A 20919-nucleotide genomic window follows, 5' to 3' on the forward strand; every position below is an offset into this window, starting at 1 on the left:
GCCGGCAATCTCACAGCTGTTTTTTATTTTTGTTCAGGTATTGTTTGTTGCAATATTGGTAAGGCTTTTTCAGCATCATTACAAAGATATAATTCTATGCACAAGGTTTTTCTGGGTTTAGGGGGAAATATCGGCAATAAGGAAGAAAATTTCATCCGGGTTCACCGGCTTATTGCCAAAATGCTGGGCGCGATAAAACAGGCATCTTCGCTGTACGAAGCGCCTCCCTGGGGGTTTTCTTCGGAAGATAATTTCTGGAACCAGGTAGTGGAAATTGAAACGGCGCTGGAAGCCGAAGAATTGCTTTGGCGCATCAAGGAAATAGAAGAAATGCTGGGTCGAAAACCCGCCCAGGAAAGCGATGAGCGTTACACCTCGCGCCCGATGGACATCGATATCCTATATTTTGATGACGCCTATTTTGAAACCCAGTCGCTGACAGTGCCGCACCCGCGTATCCAGGACCGGCTGTTTGTGCTGGTTCCGCTGGTTGAAATTGCCCCGGAATTCAAACACCCCCTGTTGCGCATGACGAACCTGACCCTGCTGGATAATTGCAAGGACAAATCGATTATCCGTAAAGTTGAGCTTCCGCCTGCTGCCCCCTCCTAATGCCCGGCATTGTTTTGTAATTTTTAAATCATCTAACTATGAACAAATCGCTTTTCCTTGTTGCCTCCCTTCTCCTCGTTCTTTTTTCGTGCACCCGTAAAAACGAGTTAACGCTGGTCAAAAACGGGCAAAGCAATTACGAGATACAAGTTCCTGACAATGCGGAGGCCACACTTGAAAAAGCCGCCGGAGAGCTTCAAAAATACCTGCTGGAGATTTCTTCGGCAAAACTTCCCATAACATCCGGGAAAAATGCCGATGCGGCAAAACCGGTCATCCGTATTCAAACTGATGCCAACCTCACGCCCCATACAGTCTCTTATTTTTGTGAGGGCAAAAATCTGGTTATTTCGGGTGCCGACGGGCAAAGTGCGCTGTATGCCGTTTATGCTTTCCTTGAAAATGAACTGGATTGCCAGTGGTTTTCGCCTGCGGCGGAGAAAGTACCGGCAGCTTCCACCCTCTCCGTTCCCGCAGAACTGAACTATGTTTACACGCCCAACATTACGACACGAACGGTACATTCGCGGCTGTTTTATGAAAATCCTGATTTTGCTGATAAGCTAAAGGTCAGTCATGATACCTTTCCCAATTATGTGCCGATTGCCCGGGTACACACTTTTCATCGCCTGGTTCCCGGAGAAAAGTTTTTTCACAGCCACCCCGAATATTTTGCGCTGCGTGACGGCATACGCAAACAAACACAATTGTGTCTGAGCAATGAAGAGGTGCTGAACATCGTGATCGATTCGGTGCGAACCTGGTTTGAAAGATATCCCGACCAGCAGGTTGTTTCGGTTAGCCAGGACGACAATACCCAGTATTGCCAATGTGAAGCCTGCAGCCAAACAGACGCAGAGGAAGGATCGCCCAGTGGTTCGATGATCCGTTTTGTAAATGCGGTTGCCAAAGAGTTTCCCGACAAAACCATTTCGACACTGGCCTATCAGCACACACGAAAACCTTGCAAAACCAAGCCGCTCGACAATGTTCTGATCACCCTTTGTTCGATTGAGTGCGACCGCAGTGCGCCCATCGAAGAAAAATGCACCGATTTTGCCGAAGACCTGGTGGGCTGGAAAGCGCTTACCGAAAACATCCGGATATGGGATTACACCACGCAATTCACTAATTTCCTCGCTCCTTTCCCCAACATCATGACTTTGCAGCCCAATATCCGCTTTTTCAGAGATAACAACGCCACCTGGATTTTTGAACAACACAGTCACAATCCCAGCGAGCTGTTTGAGTTACGTTCGTGGTTAACCGCCAAATTGCTTTGGAACCCCGATTTGGAAACCGATGAATTGATTTCGGAATTTACCAACGGTTATTACGAAGAAGCAGGACCTTTTGTTGAAAAATACGTCAAGCGGATACACGAGGAACTAGCCAAACAACCTGACTTTTTCCTCTATCTGTATGGCGATCCGGCACAGGCTTTTACTTCTTTTCTGAAACCGGAATTACTGCAGGAATACAACACCCTTTTCGACCAGGCAGAAGAAGCCGTCGCTTCCAAACCGGAAGTTTTAAAGCGCGTGAGAGCTGCCCGCATAAGTACCGATTACGCATCGCTGGAAATGGCACGAAACGGAATGTCGGATGAATTTCGCTTGCTCGATGATGGTCAAATAAACAAAGTGCTGAGCCAACATCTTCAACGTTTCGAACAAAGTTGCCGGGATGAAAACATCACCCTGATGAACGAAATGGGTTATACGGTAGATGAATACCTCGGGGCTTATCAAACGCTTCTGAAACGCGCAGGACAAAAGAACCTGGCCCGCGGGGCGAAAGTGCAATTGCTGACCCAGCCTAAAAAATACGCCGATGAGAATCCGCAGGTACTGACCGACGGAGCTTTTGGCGGAACAAGTTTTTATGCCAACTGGCTGGGTTTCGAGGGCAACAACCTGGAAGCCGTGATCGATTTGGGCGAAGTTAAGGAATTCAGTTACGTCTCCATCGCCTTTCTCCAGGTGACCAACCACATTGTGTTTTTCCCGGAGCAAGTAAGTTTTTCTACTTCTAACGACGGCACGAAATATACTCTGCTGGAAACCGTTTCAACGCAACATCCGATCTCACCGGAAAGCAAAAGAAACGACATTGAATTGTTTGAGGTGCAAAATCATCCGACAACAGCCCGGTACATCAAAATAAAGGCGAAGAATGTAGCCAAGGCACCGGCCTGGCACAATGCAGCAGGTTTACCGGTCTGGATTTTTGCCGATGAAGTAACGGTCAATTAAAGCCGGCGGAGCAATTCGATGTATTGTTCTCCTGACAGGCTAAAAAAGTCGGCCAGGTTTTGATTAAGCGAAAGTAAGTTCAGATCCTGGGCATCACGAACCAGTTGTTTCATTTTACGGATGTCGTCGATGCTCAGGTCATACATCTCCCGGCTGATCTCCTTGATAAAGATGTACCAGTCGTGATCGTCGCCGAGTTGATCGGTAATGCAATGAAGTTTTTCGAGCACGGTTCCCGGCACTTCGGTTTGTCCCGGCGCTTCGATCTCTGATTGGTACCACAGCGTTTTCATCTGTTTTCGCAGGTTATGATAGAGTTCAGCATCGTAACCCGATGCAATAAACCGGTACCAATCTTTGCTTTTCTGAAAAGTGCCCCGAATTTCATCAAAAACAAAAACGGAATAATCGGTGGAGATTAACAAGGGAAGCAGCGTTTCCTGTCCGTCGTTCATCAGGCGAAGAATGTCATCCAGCACCTTCTCCTTCGCAATCAATTCGTCGAGGCTCTCTTCGTTGGTCTGGATAAGTTTTGCTTTGAGTATGGCATTCGAACTTTCGTCGAGCCCACCTGTTTCAGCGACAAGGCGATCGAGCAGTTGCAGGTTTACAGTTGACTCGCGCCCCAGGGTCAGCCGCCGCGCAATAATTCGCAGTGGCTTTCTGAAGTTATCCACTTCGGACTGAAGCTCCGCAGGAAACAGTTTGAGCAGGGCGCTCTGTCGCTTAAACGATTTTCGTATTTCGTGCACCTTTATTTCCGGTGGAACGTCGTCTGCTTCGCACAGTTCCTTCACCCGTTGCAACTGGGTTTGAATTGCCGCTATGAGTTCTTTCTTGTGGGCCTCTTCCATAACATTTGTTTTTCAGGCATTTAGAATGAATGTATAGATACAAAAAAAGCTGTCACAAACGACAGCTTTCGGTAATATTATTCATATTTACCACCTGACTTGAAGTCAAGGGGTGAATAATTTATCACTATTAATTAATCATCTCGAACCCGGTAAACGGAACCAGTGCTTCCGGGATTTTAATTCCTTCGGGAGTCTGGTTATTTTCGAGCAAAGCGGCTACGATACGTGGCAATGCCAGCGCACTTCCGTTAAGCGTGTGAGCAATTTGCGGCTTTTTCACACCATCTTCGCGGTAACGCAATTTCAAGCGGTTGGCCTGAAATGCTTCGAAGTTGGAAACCGAACTCACTTCCAGCCATTTTTCCTGGGCCGCCGAGTACACTTCAAAATCGTAAGTAAGTGCCGAAGTAAAACTCATATCGCCACCACACAAGCGAAGAATGCGGTACGGCAAACCTAATTTTTGTACCAAGCCTTCCACATGCGCCACCATCTGATCAAGCGTTTCGTATGATTTATCGGGGTGAGCAATCTGAACGATTTCCACTTTATCGAACTGGTGCAAACGGTTCAACCCGCGAACGTCTTTTCCGTACGAGCCGGCTTCGCGACGAAAACACGCGCTGTATGCTGTGTTTTTATACGGAAGATCTTTGGCATCCAGAATCACATCGCGGTAAATGTTGGTTACCGGAACTTCGGCCGTCGGAATCAGGTAAAGATTATCTTCGGTAACGTGGTACATCTGTCCTTCTTTGTCGGGCAACTGACCGGTTCCAAAACCTGAATCTTCGTTCACCATCAACGGAGGCTGAATTTCTTCGTAACCGGCTTTGGTGGCTTCTGCCAAAAAGAAATTGATAAGCGCACGCTGCAACTGCGCACCTTTCCCGCGATAAACAGGGAAACCTGCACCCGTAAGCTTAACACCCAATTCAAAATCAATCAGGTTGTATTTGGCCGCCAGATCCCAGTGAGGCAGTGCCTCGGCCTGCATCGAAGGTTTTTCACCACCGGTTTTCACAATTTCGTTGTCGTCGGCACCTTTCCCGGCCGGAACAAGGTCGCTGGGCATATTGGGCAACTGCACCTGCAATTGGTACACTTTGTCCTCAATGGTTGCAAAATCGGTATCGTATTGTTTGATATTTTCCTTGAGTTCTGAAGTGCGCTCTTTGGCTGCGTTGGCTTCTTCGTGCTTGCCGTCTTTGAACATCATACCAATTTCCTTCGATATTTTGTTCATTTCGGCTTTTGCCTGATCGGCCTGCCCCTGCAGTTTATTTTTTTGCTGATAGAGTTCGATAATTTGGGCGACAATCTCCGAAGCGTCAAATTTTTTGCGTTTAAGTTTTTCAACCACCAGCTCCGGATTGTCCTGAATAAATTTTAAGTTGAGCATGTCAATCTGTTTTTATTGAAGCGCAAATTTAATAAATGTTGCGGCAGAACATTGCAATTACAATCGTAAAATCAGATTAAGTTCTTATTGATTAACTTCTTATTCTGATTGGCCCCACAAAAGACTTGGGCGATTTACTGTCCGGGCAGTGTAAACCAGAATTGGGTTCCTTTCTCGTCGGATTGCACCCCGATTTCCCCACCGTGGATTTCGACCGCCATTTTACAAAACGACAGCCCCAGACCGGTTGAAGTGTTCGCTCCCATATCGCGTGACTCGTATTGCCGGAATCTCTTAAAAATATTTTCCTGCTGCACGGGAGGAATTGCAGGCCCAAAATTATGAACCCCCAACCGAACCATCTTATCACTTTCCATTTGCTTCGTTACCGTTATGGTACTGTTTGACTTTGCATACTTTACCGCGTTGCTCAACAAATTCGAGAATATCCGTCTCAACAGTTTGGCATCGGCATAAACCATCGGCTCGTCTTCCGGAAAATCAAGGGCAAGTTTTTTTTCCGCAATGTACAGTGTTAGCTCCAGTGTATTTTCCTGTAATATTTCCAACACGCTGCACGGCTCTTTCGTGATTGTCATCCGGGATTCTTCCAGGCGATAAACATCCAAAATATTTTGAGTCAGATTCAGCATATCAAAACCCGACTGCCGGATGAGTTGTTCCCGAAACGCCAGGTCGTCAATATGGTGACTGTTCAGGATGTTGTTCAATGGATTCTTCAGGTCGTGAACGATCATTCCGGTGAGTTTCTCCTTGAAACGAATTAACTCAGTAAGCTGCTGATTGGCTGCCTCCAACTGATCTTTTTGCCGGGTAATCTTCCCGTTTTGCCGCTCAATTAAATTACTTTTTTCATCCAGTATTTTGTGTGCTCTCTTATTTCGCGTGTAATGATAGTACACCAGAAAAATCACCACAGCCATCAAAAGTACAATGGCACCCAACAGATTGCGAAAGCGCCGGGCATTCGTCAACTCCATTTGCTGGTGCTCCAGTTCGTGCTTTTGTTGTTTAATTTGCTGCTCCTTTTTCTCCGTTTCATATTTGGCCTCTGCTTCCGCCATCACTTTTGTTTTCTCGCTATCAAAAATAGAGTCACGAAGCACACTTAATTCTGAAGACAACTCATAAGCTTTCCGGTAGTTTTTTTTCAGCGAATAGCCTGCTTTGAGCGTATTCAGGGCTGCCGCTTTTTCAACAATCAAATCCAGCGAATCGGCCAGCAACAGGCCTTTTTCGCCATAGTCCACAATGGTATCAAGGTATCCGGGCTTGCTGCGAAGTACATCGGGAGAATCCTCGACCATCGACAAATACGTACCCGAAAGATTCAGGTAGCTTCCCAGCAAATTCCGGGGCGTTTGATTCTTTTTGTTCAGCTGCATCGATTTTTTCACATAATCGATAGCGGTGCCGAATTCTTTCTTCGCTTCATACAAGGCGGCAATGTTTGCGTAAGTGAAAGCCGCTTTTGCTTCTCTTCCGCTTTGCAGATCCATTTCCAGCGACTTGTTATACAGTTCAAGCGCCTTGTCGTAATCCTCGAGATCTGAATAACAAATGGCCAGGTTATTATAACACGACGAAACGCCACGTTCATCGTTCAATTCATTAAATGCCTCCAATGCCTTGGTGTAGCTATCGATTGCTTTCTCCGGAGAATCCTGTCTCCTCATGATGTTCCCAATGCTTAGGTTACAAATAGCAACACCCTTTTTATCGCTGAACTTCTCAAATATGCCAATCGCAGTATAGTAGTTTTGAATGGCTTCGACATACATGCCACGGTTATTTAAAACCATTCCTAAATTGAGCAATGCCCTCGACTGCATCAGACTGTCATTGATAAGCATTGCTTTTTCCAACGCCCGATTGTAATATTCAGCCGAATTATGAAAGTCTGCTTTATTAAAATAAACAGCCCCCAGGGTAAGCATTGAGTTGGTCAGTGCTTTCAGATAAATTTCTTTCTGAATCTCATCCGGTTCGTTGTCTGAAAGTTCTTGGGTTAATTCAATCGTTTGAACAAGATATTCGCGGGCCTGATCGTAGTCGTACTTTTGCCCGTAATAATAATCAGCAATATCATGAAGAGCCTTTGCTTTTCGGAAAATCACTTCGTCGATGACCTCCTCGGAATAATTGGATTGACTGATTATATCGTCAGCCACCGATAAAGCACTTTTAAAAAGTACGTACGCTGAATCTTTGTTGGTCTCCTGCAACTCATAGGCACAAGACAAAACCTGTGTTAACCGGGCTGTATCTGCATCAGTAAAAGCTTTTGTTTCTGCTGCATTGGCAGCAAAGAAGAACAGGATTATGAAGGGTGTTAAGTAGTTACGGAACATATTGACTCAATTCATCATGGCATTTTCTGGTCTAACTGGCGAAAGATAAACAAATTACTTCTTGCTCCTTTTTTCCGCTTCCAAATTATTAATGCTTTTTTAAACCAAATTATGTTAATTAATGAGTTACAAGGGGAAACGTTCAGACATAAAAAAAGCTCTCACTAAAAGTGAGAGCTTTCCATATCTTCTTCAGGTCTTTGTTCCTGATTGTTTCAGTATTAAGCCAAACCTTTAGCTTCTTCGATCCATGGAGCAGGATCTTTTGAAGCGTAACGGCTTCCGGCAGTTTCCAATACTTTCTGAATATCTTCAGCAGAAGCAGCAGCTACTGCGGCATACGATGCAAAACCACCTTCTGCCAGGATTTCAGCCAATTTTGGACCAACACCTGTTAATTTTGTTAAATCGTCGCCTTCGGCTGCTGCTTTTGGAGCTTCAGCTTTCGGAGCTGCTTTTTTTGCCGGAGCTTCAGCAACTGCTGCTTCCACTTCAACAATCGGAGCTACCGATACATACGAGCGATTTTTTCTTTTCTTTTGGAACACAACAGTTCCGTCGATCAATGCAAAAAGCGTATGGTCTTTACCGATTCCTACATTTTCTCCGGGATGATGTGATGTACCACGCTGGCGAACTAAAATATTACCAGCTTTTGCAAACTGACCTCCGTAAATTTTTACTCCCAGTCGTTTACTTTCCGATTCGCGTCCGTTCTTCGAACTACCTACACCTTTCTTATGAGCCATGGTAAATTTTCTTTATTAATTATCCAACAATGGTTTCAACCTGAATCTGAGTGAAATACTGACGGTGACCGTTCATTTTCTGGTAAGTCTTACGACGTTTCTTTTTGAAAACAATTACCTTTTCACCTTTCACATGCTCCAGCACTTTAGCTGTCACTTTTGCACCTTTTACGGTGGGAGTACCTACGGCAACTTTACCGTCGTTGTCAACCAACAATACTTTTTCGAAATCAACCGATGTTCCTTCTTCAACATCCAGGCGATGCACGAAAAGTTTTTTGTCTTTTTCAACCTTGAATTGCTGTCCTGCAATTTCAACAATCGCGTACATAATTTTACTTTTAACGTTTACACCGTCAGGCGGATACCCTGCTGAGTTTCACTTATTCGAGCCTGAACGATTCAAAATTCGGACTGCAAAAGTAGTTATTTTTAGATAATTAGCAAATTATTGAGAATAAATTACCTGCAATTTTCAACGCTTTTCAATGATCAGTAGAAAATCAACTTTGGCAGTAGCTCCCATAGGCCTGAAAATAGGTTTCACATTGGGAACAATAGAAACCACTTCGCCTCGCAAACTATTCAGAAAATGCTCCAGTTTCAGATCGTCCTTTCCCATCTTTACTTCGAAATGATGAACTTTGTAACTCATGGCTGTAGATTTTTGGTTGAACTTAAAAAAGATACGCTGTAGTTCTATACGATACTTTTTCTGTTTTTCTTCAATCGAAAAGCACTTTTCCTTTCAAAACCACCCTCTGAAAGATTCAAGCATAGAATCACACGTTCATAAAAACGGCTACCAGCAAAACAAAACCTACTATGACTACCAATGCCAGTAAGATTTTATTACTCCGATCCTGCTTCCGTTGCAGCTCAATGTTTTCAGAAACCAATGCCAGGTTATTTTCATTGAGATCGGACAAACAAAGCTCCAGGTGTTTAATCTGATAGTTGACCTGTGCCCGGTTAACCAGAAAATTGAACAATATTCCTATGACAATAAACCCCAGAAAAACCATCACGTCTACCCCATCAAGCTGCCTCACATATCCATAAGCAGCATAAAAATAGGCCAGCGATCCGGCAATAAATCCAAACAAATAAGTAATAGCAACCAACAGTAAAGTGGTAAAAAAGCGGGTCTTCAGGTAAGTTAGCATCGATGCAAGTTTGTCGCGTGTGCTTTGCCCGTTGTAAGCTGTCAGAGTAAACCGGTTTAGTAGTTTCTTTTGATAAAAAAGAAGCGGGATAAGCATCACTGCTCCTGCCACAGTAACGACCATCACATGGAAAGTTCCCCAAAAGAGCACAAAATCGACTATAAGAACCGCCAACACTAACGTTTTCAGGGCAATGTCCAAAATGATCATATTTCGGATCTTTGAGGCGGCATCGTTCGACCTGCCCGATATAAATTGTTCGATAGCCGGACTTTTGTAATCTGAAGTCCCGGCCAGTTTCTCTGCTTTGCTCCACATGGCTTTTAATTTTTCGTCGTTCATTTCATTCAAATTGAGCATTTCATAATTCGTGTTTCTCAGCGTCCCTGATCAAAGCTTCCAGCCGGCGCTTGATTCGGACCAGTTTCACACTCACATTACTTATAGAAGTCCCCATGACAGAGGCAATCTCGTCATAACTTTTTTCGTCGAGCCACAGTAAAATGATTGCTTTGTCAATCCGGTTGAGTGCAGCAATTGCCCGGTACAAAAGCCGAACCTGATCTCCATCAAGCTGAATCTCATCAATAAGCTGCACGTTCTCGTTTAAAAATTCATGGACGGGCTTGTTTCTGTTTTTTCGAACATTGCTGATGGCTGTATTTAACGCCACCCTGTACATCCAGGTACTAAACTTTGCCTCGCCCCTGAACCGTGGATACGATTTCCAGAGCTGCAAACATATCTCCTGAAAAAGATCTTCACGGTCAGCGGGTCCATCGGTATACACCATCGTTACCTTGTGGATGATCCCCTGATGTTCCCTGATCCGCTCGCTGAATTCTTTTTTGGTTGACCGTTGCACTTTTGTTTTGTTTTTCACCCTGTTAGTCGCAATCGTTCCGAAAAAACTACATTCATATAAAAATAAAGAGTCTGTTGGAATCAACTATCATAAAAGCGTCAAAACAAAGCGCTTACTAAACAGATTAAATCCGGTTATTTTCAGCCCTTCCAATAAAACACATTCAATTTCGGCGATAAACCAAAATGATTCTTATATTTGTTTTCACTGAAAATCAGGCCAGGCAGAATATGCAAAAAATTCGTTTGAACATTTTGGGACTTTCCGTAAGCCAAACACAATCAGGGGCATACGCATTGGTTTTGGCGGAGGAGAATGGAGAAAGGAGAATTCCGATCATTATCGGGCCTGTAGAAGCACAGGCTATTGCTATTCAGTTGGAAGGCTTAAAACCTCCCCGGCCGCTTACCCACGATTTAATAAAAAACATCGCCCTTGCTTTTGATATTTCGCTTCTGGAAGTAACTATTTACAAGCTGGAGGAAGGAATTTTCTATTCGGAGCTATTGTGTGAAATGGGCGGCAAAGAAATAAAGGTGGATTCCCGCACTTCTGATGCAGTTGCCCTGGCACTCCGGTTCCGTTGCCCCATTTATACTTCGGAAGAAATATTAAAAAAAGCCGGAATTGTGTTGGAACAGGAAGATGAAGAGTCGCCGGTAAGAAGCATTTTTGATGAAGATTACGATGAACCGGTTCCGTCGTCATATGCGCATTATTCAACCAACGAGTTGCTGGAGTTGCTGGACGAAGCCATTCAGAATGAAGATTACGAAAAAGCCTCTTTGATAAGAGACGAGTTAAATAAAAGAGAGAAATAACGGTAAACGGTCCGGGTTCAAATTCCAGGTTTTAGCCAACTGCCGGACACCTACTATGTGAAAATAAGACAAACACGTTAAAAGGATGAAACAAGTTTTATTCTTGCTGGTAATACTTACCGGCATTTTCTTTTTTCAGCCGGCATTCGCCCAGCAAGATTCAAGTATACAGCTTACCAATAGCCAGATTCAGGTTGAAGAATCTGCAGAAAGTATAACAACTACGGTTGCTTCTGTCGAACCGGAGAACGCCAAAGACAAGGCCATCATCCTTTTAGCCAAAAAACGGGAACACCCTTTTTCCATTGTTACCCTGTTAAGGGGTCTGCTCGGGATGGCAGTTTTAATCTTTATCGGTTTTATTTTTAGCCGCGACCGAAAGAACATCCCCTGGAAAACCGTTGGAGTTGGCTTGCTTATTCAAGTTTTTCTGGCGCTGGGAATCCTATACATTCCCGCCATACAGATCACTTTTGAAGTACTGGGAAAGATATTTGTTAAAATTCTTGACTTCACAAAAGAAGGAAGCACCTTTCTTTTGGGCGATCTGATGAATGCCGACACTTATGGCTACATCTTTCTTTTCCAGGTTTTGCCCACCATCATCTTTTTCTCGGCATTAACCAGTTTATTGTTTTACTGGGGCATTATCCAGAAAGTGGTGTACGGGTTAGCATGGGTATTCACTAAAGCACTGAAAATATCAGGTGCGGAAGCGCTCTCTGTAGCCGGAAATATATTTCTCGGACAAACCGAATCTCCGCTGATGATCAAAGCCTACCTCGATAAGATGAGCAAGTCAGAGATACTGCTTGTTATGACAGGCGGAATGGCTACATTGGCCGGAGGGGTTTTGGCAGCCTACATTGCACTGCTTGGAGGCGACGATCCGGTTTTGCGTCTGGAATTTGCCAAGCATTTGTTAACCGCTTCGGTAATGGCTGCGCCTGCTGCCATCGTGTTTTCGAAAATGCTGGTGCCTCCCACCGAAGAAATCAATAAACAAATTGAAGTAAGCAAAGAAAAAATCGGAAGCAATGTGCTGGATGCCATTTCCAACGGAACAACCGAAGGAGTGAAACTCGCCGTAAATGTTGGTGCCATGCTACTGGCTTTTATCGCCTTTATTGCCATGTTTAATTACACCATCGGAAAAATAGGAAGCTGGACGCATCTGAACGAGGTAATTGCCGAAATTACCGATGGAAAATACCACGAGCTTTCATTGCAGTTTATTTTGGGTTACACCTTTGCGCCACTTATGTGGCTGATTGGAGTAACACCGGAAGACATCGCAGTGGTTGGGCGCCTTTTGGGAGAAAAACTTATTCTGACGGAATTTATCGGCTACATCAGCTTGGCTGACTTAAAAGCGGCCGGTGCCTTTACCGAGACCAAATCAATTATAATGGCTACCTATATTTTATGCGGCTTTGCCAACTTTTCTTCCATCGGAATCCAGATTGGAGGGATCGGAGCTCTTGCTCCGTCAAGAAGGGTATTGCTTTCAAAATACGGGGTTCCTGCGCTGTTGGCAGGCACGCTGGCATCATTAATGAGTGCGACAATAATTGGAATGATTTTAGGATAAAAGACCATTAGGTTTTTATTTTTCTTTTTTGTACCTTGCATGACGTAACTGTTATTTGACGGTTACAAAAACAATTAAAGATAAACTATAAGGGTAGAACAACAGTATTTATGATTGGTTTTGTGTTTAGGGGTTTGTAATTATCAGTCATCTTCAAAAAAGCGTCCATAATGTTCTGCCCTTTTTTCTTTGACACACAGCAGCAAGAGTAAAGATTACCATTGCGATCAAGTATAAAATATTCAACAGAATTTAAGTGATGCCCGACGTTAACGCCGGGTTTTTGTTTTTATAGCAAAGAAAGTTTTAGAAACGAGTGTTCGAAAAATAAAGTATGCCGTGCAGTCACAGCCAACATCCTCCTATTTGTTGTTTCGGTAAATATCCCGGATGCCTAAAACGATAAAGATCAGTAATAAAATAACTACGACCACCAGTATCACCCTGACAAAATACATAAGAATAGCTCTTTAAAATTAGCAGAATCAAATGTAGAAATTTTAATCAATTGATGTTGCATTACGGAGAGTTTACATCGTCGCATACTCTGAAAGCTTTTATGAAAGCTAAGCTTGCCACCCAAGTCGGGGTTTGTTGCTCATCAACAAGGCATAACCCTAAGTTAAACTCTGTCTTTCAAACATTGAACTCTGAACTTTTCATTGTACATTTGCACCTCAAATTTTTTCGTAGAATTCTGAAAGAGAAAAACATGGAAATTCCTAGCAAGTACAACCCGTCAGCGGTTGAAGATAAGTGGTACAAATACTGGATGGACAACCAATATTTCCATTCTACCCCCGATGAAAGAGAGCCTTACACCATTGTAATACCTCCGCCCAACGTAACCGGAGTTTTGCACATGGGACATATGCTGAACAATACCATTCAGGATATTTTGGTGCGTCGTGCACGCATGACCGGCAAAAATGCCTGTTGGGTACCCGGCACCGACCACGCATCAATTGCCACCGAAGCAAAAGTGGTAAACAAACTGCGTGCTGAAGGAATTGACAAATACGATCTTTCGCGTGACGAATTCTTAAAACATGCCTGGGAATGGACCGACAAACACGGCGGCATCATCCTGGAGCAATTGAAAAAACTGGGTGCTTCGTGTGACTGGGACCGCACTGCGTTTACCATGGACGAAGCCCGCAGCGAATCGGTGATCAAGGTTTTTGTCGACTTGTTCAACAAAGGACTGGTTTATCGAGGCGTACGCATGGTTAACTGGGATCCGGCTGCCAAAACGGCACTTTCCGACGAAGAAGTGATCTACAAGGAAATGCAGGGAAAACTGTATTACCTAAACTACAAAATTGAAGGTGAAGATGGTTTTGTTACCATTGCAACCACACGCCCTGAAACAATTTTGGGTGACACGGCCGTTTGTGTGAATCCGGCAGATGAACGTTTTTCACACCTCAAAGGAAAACGCGTTTTAGTACCGCTTCTCAATCGTTCAATCCCGATTATTCAGGATGAATACGTGGACATGGAATTTGGTACCGGTTGTTTAAAAATTACACCGGCACACGATATTAACGACTACGAGATCGGGTTGAAACATAACCTGCCTTCAATCGATATTTTTAACGACGACGGAACCTTAAGCGAAAAAGCCGAAATGTTTATCGGCCAGGATCGTTTTGATGTCCGTAACATCATTATTCCGGAATTGGAGAAAGCGGGCAACCTCGCAAAGGTGGAGGATTATACTAATAAGGTGGGTTTCTCGGAAAGGACCGATGTGATCATCGAGCCAAAACTTTCGGCACAGTGGTTCCTGAAAATGGACGAACTGGTAAAACCGGCGCTGGAGAACGTGATGAATGACAACATCCAGTTCCATCCGGCGAAATTCAAAAACATATACAAACACTGGATGGGCAACATCAAGGATTGGTGTATCAGCCGCCAGTTGTGGTGGGGACACCAGATTCCGGTGTATTATCTGCCCGACGGAACTTTTGTTTGTGCAGAAACCGCAGAAGAAGCACTGAAACTGGCCCGTGAAAAATCGGGGAATGCAAGTTTAACAGCTGCTGACCTGAAACAGGATGAAGATGCACTGGATACCTGGTTCTCAAGCTGGTTGTGGCCCATCTCTGTTTTCGATGGTATCCGCGATCCAGAAAACGAAGAGGTAAATTATTATTACCCCACTTCTGACCTGGTAACAGCGCCTGATATTATTTTCTTTTGGGTGGCCCGTATGATTATTGCAGGTTACGAGTACCGTAATGAACTACCATATAAGAATGTGTATTTCACAGGGATGGTACGGGATGCACAACGCCGGAAAATGTCGAAGTCGCTGGGTAACTCACCCGATCCGCTGGATTTGATTGCCAAGTACGGTGCCGATGGTGTTCGCGTGGGCATGCTGCTTTGCTCGCCTGCCGGTGGCGATTTACTTTTTGACGAAAGCCTGCCGCAACAGGGCTCCGGTTTTGCAACCAAAATCTGGAATGCTTTCCGCCTGGTGAAAAACTGGGAAGTTTCTGCCAACATCGAACAGCCGGAACATTCCAAATTGGCTATTGAGTGGTTTAACAACAAACTGGGAGAGGTGGTTGCAACCTTGAACAACCAGTTTGATCAGTTTCGTATTTCAGAAGCATTGATGACGGTTTACACCACTGTTCGCGACGAGTTTTCGGGCTGGTTGCTCGAAATGGTAAAACCTGCTTATCAACAGCCGATTGATGCGAAAACCTACAACGAAGTGGTGGAGTTGTTCGACCAGATGTTGCGCCTGATGCATCCGTTTATGCCGTTTATCACCGAAGAAATCTGGCAAATGCTAACCGAAAGGAAAGACGGTGAAAGCATTATGATCAGCCAGCTACCAAAAGCTGAGAAATACGACGAAGCTTTACTCGCCGCTTTTGAAAATGTAAAAGAAGCGATCTCCGGTATTCGTAAAATCCGTACCGATAAAAACATTCCGAATAAAGACACACTCGAATTAAAAGTACAGGCGGGAGACAAAGGTTTTGAGCCGCAATTCAACAGTGTAATATTGAAGATGGCCAACCTTTCTTCTTTCGAAATGATAACTGAAGAAGTTCAGGGCGCCGCATCCTTCCGCGTAAAATCGACCAACTTTTACGTTCCGATGGAAGGATTTATTGATGCGGAAGAAGAGCTGAAAAAACTCGAAGAAGAACTGAAATACACCCAGGGCTTCCTGACATCGGTGATGAAGAAACTGAGTAACGAGCGTTTTGTTAGTGGGGCACCCGAAGCAGTAGTTGCCAAGGAAAAAGCCAAACAAGCCGATGCCGAGGCAAAAATTAAAGTACTGGAAGAACGAATTGCTTCGATGAAATAAATCCAATTAATCATAGCATGGCTTCGAGTCATGCTATGATTAATTTCTGCGAACACACTACCTTCTTAACTTCTGTTAAAAGCCGGTTAAAATTTGTTATTTCAGTTCCCAAGTCAATCTTTTGCATAGTTTTGTAGAAGTTTCGAAACTGCTCTTATGCGAAAAATACTGGCCATACTAATTTTCCTGTCTATTTTTTCCGGTATTCAGGCTCAGGATACTTCTGTTGATCCAATGTTGATTGAGCTAAAGGCAAGGTTATTAAGCACAGCCGACAGCTCGGCCGTCCCTTATGCCAACATTGTTTTGCATCGTACCCACAGCGGAACCATTACCAACAACGATGGTTACTTTTCGTTGGAAATGCTGAATATCGACAGTCTCGAAGTAACATCGGTTGGCTATAAAAAAACAGTCCTCAAAATACCATCTTATTACACCGGATTCGAAACACTCAACTTCTACATGGAGCCTGTTCTCTACCGTGTAGGAGAAGTTACGGTGGAAGGGCAATCGCGGCAACTTGATTATTTTGAACACGGACAACCAACGGTGATTCCACCGGAGTTACGCGGAGATGCATTTAATGAAAAGCCTCCGGTACTGGCTGCTTTTTTCAATCCCGTTTCATTTTGGCAATACCACCTTAGTAAAAAGGAAAAACGGAAACGTGCCGTACGCGAGGACATGGCCGTGATGCGCAACTGGGAGATGCACTCCTTGAATTACAACAAGGAAATGGTGATCAAACTAACCGGACTGAATGAAGCCTATGCCGACACCTTTATGGTGTGGTTTAACGGCCAGAATGTACTTCCCTACACCGCTTCCGAGTATCAGGTTCGTGCTTCCATTGTTGAATACTACCAGCTTTTCAAAATCGACTATGGGTTAAAATAATGTTTTTGAATGTTTGAATTCATAATTCAACTAAATCAATAATAGATGTTAATAAAATACTATTTTGTATTTTATTTCAAGAGGATGATTATATCATTTCGAAAGTAATACATTAAATAAAATATCGAATCAAAGCAAAACAGCATTAAATAGTATTGATTTGAAATTTCTATTCAAGAATGACAAATTAATATCTAGAACTATAACAATCTGACCAGCACTTAGATGTTCTTTAACACACACTTTGAGATTTACACTAGTGTAACTTGCATAAGCATATTAAACAATTTAAATCTCAAAGTCATGAAACAATTAATGCTAGCCGTAATGGCTGTCGTCCTTGTTGCGGGTACAGTCTTGGCAGAAGGCAACCAAATTCCTCTTATCGGATCTAAAGCTCCCAGCATCAAAGCTCAATCCACTGACGGAAAAATTACATTTCCGGATGATTTTGGCTCCAGTTGGAAAGTCCTCTTTAGCCACCCGGCTGATTTCACTCCTGTGTGCTCATCTGAGTTACTCGAGTTGGCTAATCTACAACCCCAGTTCAACAAAATGGGGGTCAAAGTAGCTGTTATTTCCACCGACAATGTAGCGGTGCACAATATGTGGAAAGCTCATCTGGAAGATATTAACTACAAAAACCATGGCAAAATCGACATTCATTTCCCGCTGATTGAGGATGTGGATGGTGTTGCCTCTCGAAAATACGGTATGTTGCATGAACCCACCAGCACCAACCGCGATATTCGCGGCGTATTCATCATCGACGACAAAAACGTAGTCAGGGCTATTAACTTCTATCCCGTTCAGGTTGGACGAAATATGCAGGAAATTGTACGATTGGTGCAGGCACTTCAAACGACCGACCGCATGTACGTTTACACCCCGGCCAATTGGGAACAAGGGGATGACTACATTGTTCCTTATTTTCCCTACACCAAAGCAGAGGTGGCCGCCAACCCGGAAGTTAAAGACCTTTATTACGAGGTAAGCGACCGCATGTGGTTTATGAAAGCCAAAGAGCAGCAGGTGGTTCTAAACAACGACAAATAATCATTGCAGTTTTTTTCATAGAACAATAAACAGCAGTTAGGTTGACTCTTCCGCACAAAAAAGCCCTGCAAAATTGCAGGGCTTTTGATTTATCTGGCTTACGAGTTCTATTGTCCTATCTCACTTTTCAGAAGCTTCACCTGGTTTTGCAACTTGGTGATGGTCGCATCTTTTTCGACCATTTCCTGTTGCAGCTTTGCCGCATCCGACTTAACTTTCTCAAGTTGCGACTGCAGGTTCTGTGCACTCGACTGTCCGGCACTGATCTGCCCCTGTAATACTTTTGCCTGGTCGTTTAACTTGTTGATTTCGAAATTCTTTTCCTCCAGCTGAAGGTCTTTTCCCGACATTTCATTTTCAAGTCTGTCAACCTTTGCCTGAAGCGACTGTATGTTCTTTTCTTTCGATTCCAAAGCATTGCTTAACCGCTGTTTCTCAAAGTCGAGGTTAAAACTGGTTTCTTCCAGCGAGCGGGTTTGCTTGTTCAGATTAGCCATCATATTGCTTATTTCTCCCTTTAACGAATCGATGTATTGATCTTTCATGGCATTACTTTCCATCAACTCGTTTTTCATCGCTTCAAAATCAGCAATCAGGGCCTTAATTCTGGCAGCTTTGTCTTTGTTTTCGGCATCAAGCTTTCGCGAAAGCTCTTCAGCTTTTAAACGACCGTTTTCCATTTCAACGTATTTCTTTTTCGAAACACAGGATGACACCGAAACAGCCAGTATAGCCAGTAAAATGATCAGGTATGTGCGATTCATAATTTTCTGTTTTTGATGAATGAAACAAATATAATAATTAATGCCAAGACGCCGGAACTTGCTGCTTTCAGTTTAAATTGATAATCACCCGTTTTTTCAACATATTCGGTCCTTAACATATACTATTTTGAATTGATAACGTTTTAAAGAGGTGAATGGTATTAATTTTTTATTTTTAAGGTGTTTTAGCAAAAACAATGCCTCTTTCGGACTGAACGGCGCAAAAATTGTAGACCACGGAAAACAGAACATAAAATTTCAGAACAATGAAAACGAAAACAATATTCAGCTTTATCATACTAGCCCATTTGTCGCTTCTCTCTTTTGCCCAGCAAGGGAGTAAGGTTGCACACGTTTTAAAAGGAAAAGTAATTAATGCAGAAAGCAATCAGCCGGTTTCCTACACCAACATTGGACTGGAAGGAACTTTATACGGAACAGCCAGTGACGAAGAGGGAAACTTTGAATTAAAAATTCCGGAAGACCTGAAATCAAAAAATATTTTCTTCTCCGCCGTTGGCTTTCAAAACCGGCAGTTTCCATTGACAGAGTTATTTGGCAAAGAGTTTAACATTGTAAAGCTCAGGCCGCAATCGTACGATGTGGACAAAGTGGATGTTGCCGGCCAAAACATGGTGTTGATCCGCATCCTGCGAATGGCTTCGGAAAACATTCGGTATAATTACGGCGCCGGCCCGTTTAACCTGCACTGCGATCTGTCTGTCCTACAATCGAGGGAAGATTCTGTTCTGAAAGATGTGAGTGCCAAGGTACTTATTTATGATAAAAACGGGTACTCTACACCGTCTCCCGAAAATGCATTTCTTTCGCGTAAATACAAAGTAACCAAACCAGCCGGGAAAGAAGACTACACCTTCTCTACCGCGCAACTGGGAATCGACGAGTTGCTTAACCTGGACTGGGTCCGGTCTGCATCCGGAATTTTAAATCCTGCCCTTCTGAACGACTACACACTGAAACTGGAAAGTCAACCCAACATTGATGGGAAAGAATACTGGGAAATTGGCTTTGTTCAGAATAAGCCAACGCTTGAAGGATCGGGAGATTTTTATGCTACTTTGTTAGATGGAAGCATATTCATTAATAAAGAAGACTATTCGGTAAAAAGTATTGCGGTCAATGTCCAGTCAGCCAAAAACAATACGCAGGGAAGAGGATTGGGAATCAGTAAATCCAATGCTGACTTTTACAGTAATGTAAACTATGTTTTTATCGTAAGCTATGAGAATCTGCTGATAAAAAAGATCGCATTAAGCAAACAATACATATATAACAACAAAGAAGTAGCCGAACATTCTGTACTTACTGTTAACCGCGCCCACGCCAATAACCTGACGGTACTAAACAGCCGGAATTATTTCGCGGGAGAATAGCTATTTCAAAACAGTAAGGCTTTTTATTTGATCCACATAGTTTCGTCCGGAAACCAGCAGCGACTGATTTAAATCGTTCATCCGTATTTTACATCGGGAATTGGTGTGCTTTACGACTTCCTTCACGAGCATACGGTTTACCAGTAAAGCTCGCTGAATGCGGACAAAATTACCAGTAAGTTTATCTTCCAGGTCTTTAAGGGAATAGTCAGAAACATAGCGTTTCCCGTTTATGGAATGAATGGTCACATATTTTTCCTCGGCCTGGAAATACGAGATATCCTCGACATTCAGGATCAGCATTCTGTCGCCCAACTTAACCGGAATCGTGGTTATTTCATTATGGAATGATTGTGCAGTGACTTCATTAATCAGGGCAAGCAACTGCTGACGGTCGGTACGTTGGCGCAAAAACACCAGTTTTTCGATCGATTGCTCCATCCGCTCTGCTTTTACCGGCTTCACCAGGTAATCAACACTGTGCGTTTCAAAGGCTTTCAATGCAAACTCATCGTGGGCCGTACAAAAGATAACCAACGGCGAATGTTCAATTTGTTGCAACACCTCAAAACCATTTAACCCGGGCATTTGAATATCCAGAAAAATCAGATCCGGCTTAAGGGAATCAATCATCGCTTTGCATTCGACTCCGTTTTTTGCTTCGCCAATAACTTCAATCGTTTCAGAAAAAGGCACAAGCAGTTTTTTCAACCTTTCTCTGGCCAGTTGTTCGTCATCGGCAATAATGGTGCGGTATTTAGTCGTTGTATTCATT

General features: G+C 43.5%; 18 protein-coding genes and 1 pseudogene. 8 read left to right on the forward strand and 11 right to left on the reverse strand.

Annotated elements, in window-relative coordinates; all coding sequences use genetic code 11:
- Positions 1-96: 96 nt before the first annotated feature.
- Together folK and INQ51_RS22305 are read left to right on the forward strand one after the other, a co-directional pair.
- Positions 97-612, forward strand: coding sequence for a 2-amino-4-hydroxy-6-hydroxymethyldihydropteridine diphosphokinase (gene folK / locus INQ51_RS22300; protein WP_233380206.1), 516 nt, complete (start codon positions 97-99; stop codon positions 610-612).
- A gap of 38 nt (positions 613-650) precedes the next feature.
- Complete coding sequence (locus INQ51_RS22305; RefSeq protein ID WP_233380207.1) at positions 651-2867, forward strand: DUF4838 domain-containing protein; 2217 nt, start codon at positions 651-653, stop codon at positions 2865-2867.
- Here INQ51_RS22305 and INQ51_RS22310 read toward each other — a convergent pair.
- From INQ51_RS22310 to INQ51_RS22345, 9 genes and pseudogenes are all read right to left on the reverse strand, one after another.
- The gene (locus INQ51_RS22310) at positions 2864-3721 is read right to left on the reverse strand and encodes a CHAD domain-containing protein (protein WP_233380208.1); all 858 of its coding nucleotides are present in this window, start codon (positions 3719-3721) and stop codon (positions 2864-2866) included. The two genes, INQ51_RS22305 and INQ51_RS22310, sit on opposite strands and share 4 nt — an antisense overlap.
- Positions 3722-3851: 130 nt before the next feature.
- Positions 3852-5126 carry a serine--tRNA ligase gene (gene serS, locus INQ51_RS22315; RefSeq protein WP_233380209.1) on the reverse strand — a complete coding sequence of 425 codons (1275 nt, stop codon included), beginning with the start codon at positions 5124-5126 and terminating at the stop codon, positions 3852-3854.
- 134 nt (positions 5127-5260) lie between these two features.
- A complete protein-coding gene (locus tag INQ51_RS22320) occupies positions 5261-7498 on the reverse strand; it encodes a tetratricopeptide repeat protein (protein WP_233380210.1) in 2238 nt (745 codons plus the stop codon).
- Between the two features lie 221 nt (positions 7499-7719).
- Positions 7720-7989 (reverse strand): helix-hairpin-helix domain-containing protein, encoded by a 270-nt coding sequence (locus INQ51_RS22585; RefSeq protein WP_317207979.1) that lies wholly within the window; start codon positions 7987-7989, stop codon positions 7720-7722.
- A pseudogene (gene rpmA / locus INQ51_RS22325) lies at positions 7990-8247 on the reverse strand (50S ribosomal protein L27); the annotation flags it as partial. It abuts the gene before it with no gap.
- Positions 8248-8266: 19 nt separating this feature from the next.
- Positions 8267-8578: a 50S ribosomal protein L21 gene (rplU, locus tag INQ51_RS22330; RefSeq protein ID WP_119436883.1), complete on the reverse strand. Its 312-nt coding sequence runs from the start codon at positions 8576-8578 to the stop codon at positions 8267-8269.
- A 144-nt stretch (positions 8579-8722) separates the two neighbouring features.
- Positions 8723-8902 carry a hypothetical protein gene (locus tag INQ51_RS22335; RefSeq protein WP_233380211.1) on the reverse strand — a complete coding sequence of 60 codons (180 nt, stop codon included), beginning with the start codon at positions 8900-8902 and terminating at the stop codon, positions 8723-8725.
- A 127-nt stretch (positions 8903-9029) separates the two neighbouring features.
- Positions 9030-9755, reverse strand: coding sequence for a hypothetical protein (locus INQ51_RS22340; protein WP_233380212.1), 726 nt, complete (start codon positions 9753-9755; stop codon positions 9030-9032).
- Between the two features lie 19 nt (positions 9756-9774).
- The gene (locus INQ51_RS22345; protein WP_233380213.1) at positions 9775-10296 is read right to left on the reverse strand and encodes an RNA polymerase sigma factor; all 522 of its coding nucleotides are present in this window, start codon (positions 10294-10296) and stop codon (positions 9775-9777) included.
- A gap of 212 nt (positions 10297-10508) precedes the next feature.
- On the opposite strand from INQ51_RS22345, the gene INQ51_RS22350 reads away from it, so the two are divergent.
- From INQ51_RS22350 to INQ51_RS22370, 5 genes are all read left to right on the forward strand, one after another.
- On the forward strand, positions 10509-11099 hold the full coding sequence (locus INQ51_RS22350; protein ID WP_233380214.1) for a bifunctional nuclease family protein: 591 nt from the start codon (positions 10509-10511) through the stop codon (positions 11097-11099).
- Between the two features lie 85 nt (positions 11100-11184).
- Positions 11185-12690, forward strand: coding sequence for a NupC/NupG family nucleoside CNT transporter (locus INQ51_RS22355; protein ID WP_233380215.1), 1506 nt, complete (start codon positions 11185-11187; stop codon positions 12688-12690).
- Between the two features lie 712 nt (positions 12691-13402).
- Entirely contained in the window at positions 13403-16030 is a 2628-nt protein-coding gene (locus tag INQ51_RS22360; RefSeq protein ID WP_233380216.1) for a valine--tRNA ligase, read from the forward strand.
- Positions 16031-16186: 156 nt separating this feature from the next.
- The gene (locus INQ51_RS22365) at positions 16187-16930 is read left to right on the forward strand and encodes a carboxypeptidase-like regulatory domain-containing protein (protein WP_233380217.1); all 744 of its coding nucleotides are present in this window, start codon (positions 16187-16189) and stop codon (positions 16928-16930) included.
- A 303-nt stretch (positions 16931-17233) separates the two neighbouring features.
- Positions 17234-17986: a redoxin domain-containing protein gene (locus INQ51_RS22370; protein WP_233380218.1), complete on the forward strand. Its 753-nt coding sequence runs from the start codon at positions 17234-17236 to the stop codon at positions 17984-17986.
- 107 nt (positions 17987-18093) lie between these two features.
- Here the strand turns inward: INQ51_RS22370 and INQ51_RS22375 are convergent, their stop codons facing one another.
- Entirely contained in the window at positions 18094-18750 is a 657-nt protein-coding gene (locus INQ51_RS22375) for a hypothetical protein (RefSeq protein ID WP_233380219.1), read from the reverse strand.
- 266 nt (positions 18751-19016) lie between these two features.
- Between INQ51_RS22375 and INQ51_RS22380 the strand changes: the two genes are divergently transcribed.
- Positions 19017-20144, forward strand: coding sequence for a carboxypeptidase-like regulatory domain-containing protein (locus tag INQ51_RS22380; RefSeq protein ID WP_233380220.1), 1128 nt, complete (start codon positions 19017-19019; stop codon positions 20142-20144).
- Here the strand turns inward: INQ51_RS22380 and INQ51_RS22385 are convergent, their stop codons facing one another.
- Complete coding sequence (locus INQ51_RS22385) at positions 20145-20918, reverse strand: LytR/AlgR family response regulator transcription factor (RefSeq protein WP_233380221.1); 774 nt, start codon at positions 20916-20918, stop codon at positions 20145-20147.
- Between the last annotated feature and the right edge of the window lies 1 nt (position 20919).

The organism is Maribellus sp. CM-23, from assembly GCF_021354595.1.
Lineage (GTDB): Bacteria > Bacteroidota > Bacteroidia > Bacteroidales > Prolixibacteraceae > Draconibacterium.

Bases quoted from the DNA above. Each gene is read 5' to 3' on its own strand.
- folK (WP_233380206.1), top strand. From the start codon at position 97: ATGCACAAGGTTTTTCTGGGTTTAGGGGGAAATATCGGCAATAAGGAA.
- INQ51_RS22305 (WP_233380207.1), top strand. From the start codon at position 651: ATGAACAAATCGCTTTTCCTTGTTGCCTCCCTTCTCCTCGTTCTTTTT.
- INQ51_RS22310 (WP_233380208.1), bottom strand. From the start codon at position 3,721: ATGGAAGAGGCCCACAAGAAAGAACTCATAGCGGCAATTCAAACCCAG.
- serS (WP_233380209.1), bottom strand. From the start codon at position 5,126: ATGCTCAACTTAAAATTTATTCAGGACAATCCGGAGCTGGTGGTTGAA.
- INQ51_RS22320 (WP_233380210.1), bottom strand. From the start codon at position 7,498: ATGTTCCGTAACTACTTAACACCCTTCATAATCCTGTTCTTCTTTGCT.
- rplU (WP_119436883.1), bottom strand. From the start codon at position 8,578: ATGTACGCGATTGTTGAAATTGCAGGACAGCAATTCAAGGTTGAAAAA.
- INQ51_RS22335 (WP_233380211.1), bottom strand. From the start codon at position 8,902: ATGAGTTACAAAGTTCATCATTTCGAAGTAAAGATGGGAAAGGACGAT.
- INQ51_RS22340 (WP_233380212.1), bottom strand. From the start codon at position 9,755: ATGAACGACGAAAAATTAAAAGCCATGTGGAGCAAAGCAGAGAAACTG.
- INQ51_RS22350 (WP_233380214.1), top strand. From the start codon at position 10,509: ATGCAAAAAATTCGTTTGAACATTTTGGGACTTTCCGTAAGCCAAACA.
- INQ51_RS22355 (WP_233380215.1), top strand. From the start codon at position 11,185: ATGAAACAAGTTTTATTCTTGCTGGTAATACTTACCGGCATTTTCTTT.
- INQ51_RS22360 (WP_233380216.1), top strand. From the start codon at position 13,403: ATGGAAATTCCTAGCAAGTACAACCCGTCAGCGGTTGAAGATAAGTGG.
- INQ51_RS22365 (WP_233380217.1), top strand. From the start codon at position 16,187: ATGCGAAAAATACTGGCCATACTAATTTTCCTGTCTATTTTTTCCGGT.
- INQ51_RS22370 (WP_233380218.1), top strand. From the start codon at position 17,234: ATGAAACAATTAATGCTAGCCGTAATGGCTGTCGTCCTTGTTGCGGGT.
- INQ51_RS22375 (WP_233380219.1), bottom strand. From the start codon at position 18,750: ATGAATCGCACATACCTGATCATTTTACTGGCTATACTGGCTGTTTCG.
- INQ51_RS22380 (WP_233380220.1), top strand. From the start codon at position 19,017: ATGAAAACGAAAACAATATTCAGCTTTATCATACTAGCCCATTTGTCG.
- INQ51_RS22385 (WP_233380221.1), bottom strand. From the start codon at position 20,918: ATGAATACAACGACTAAATACCGCACCATTATTGCCGATGACGAACAA.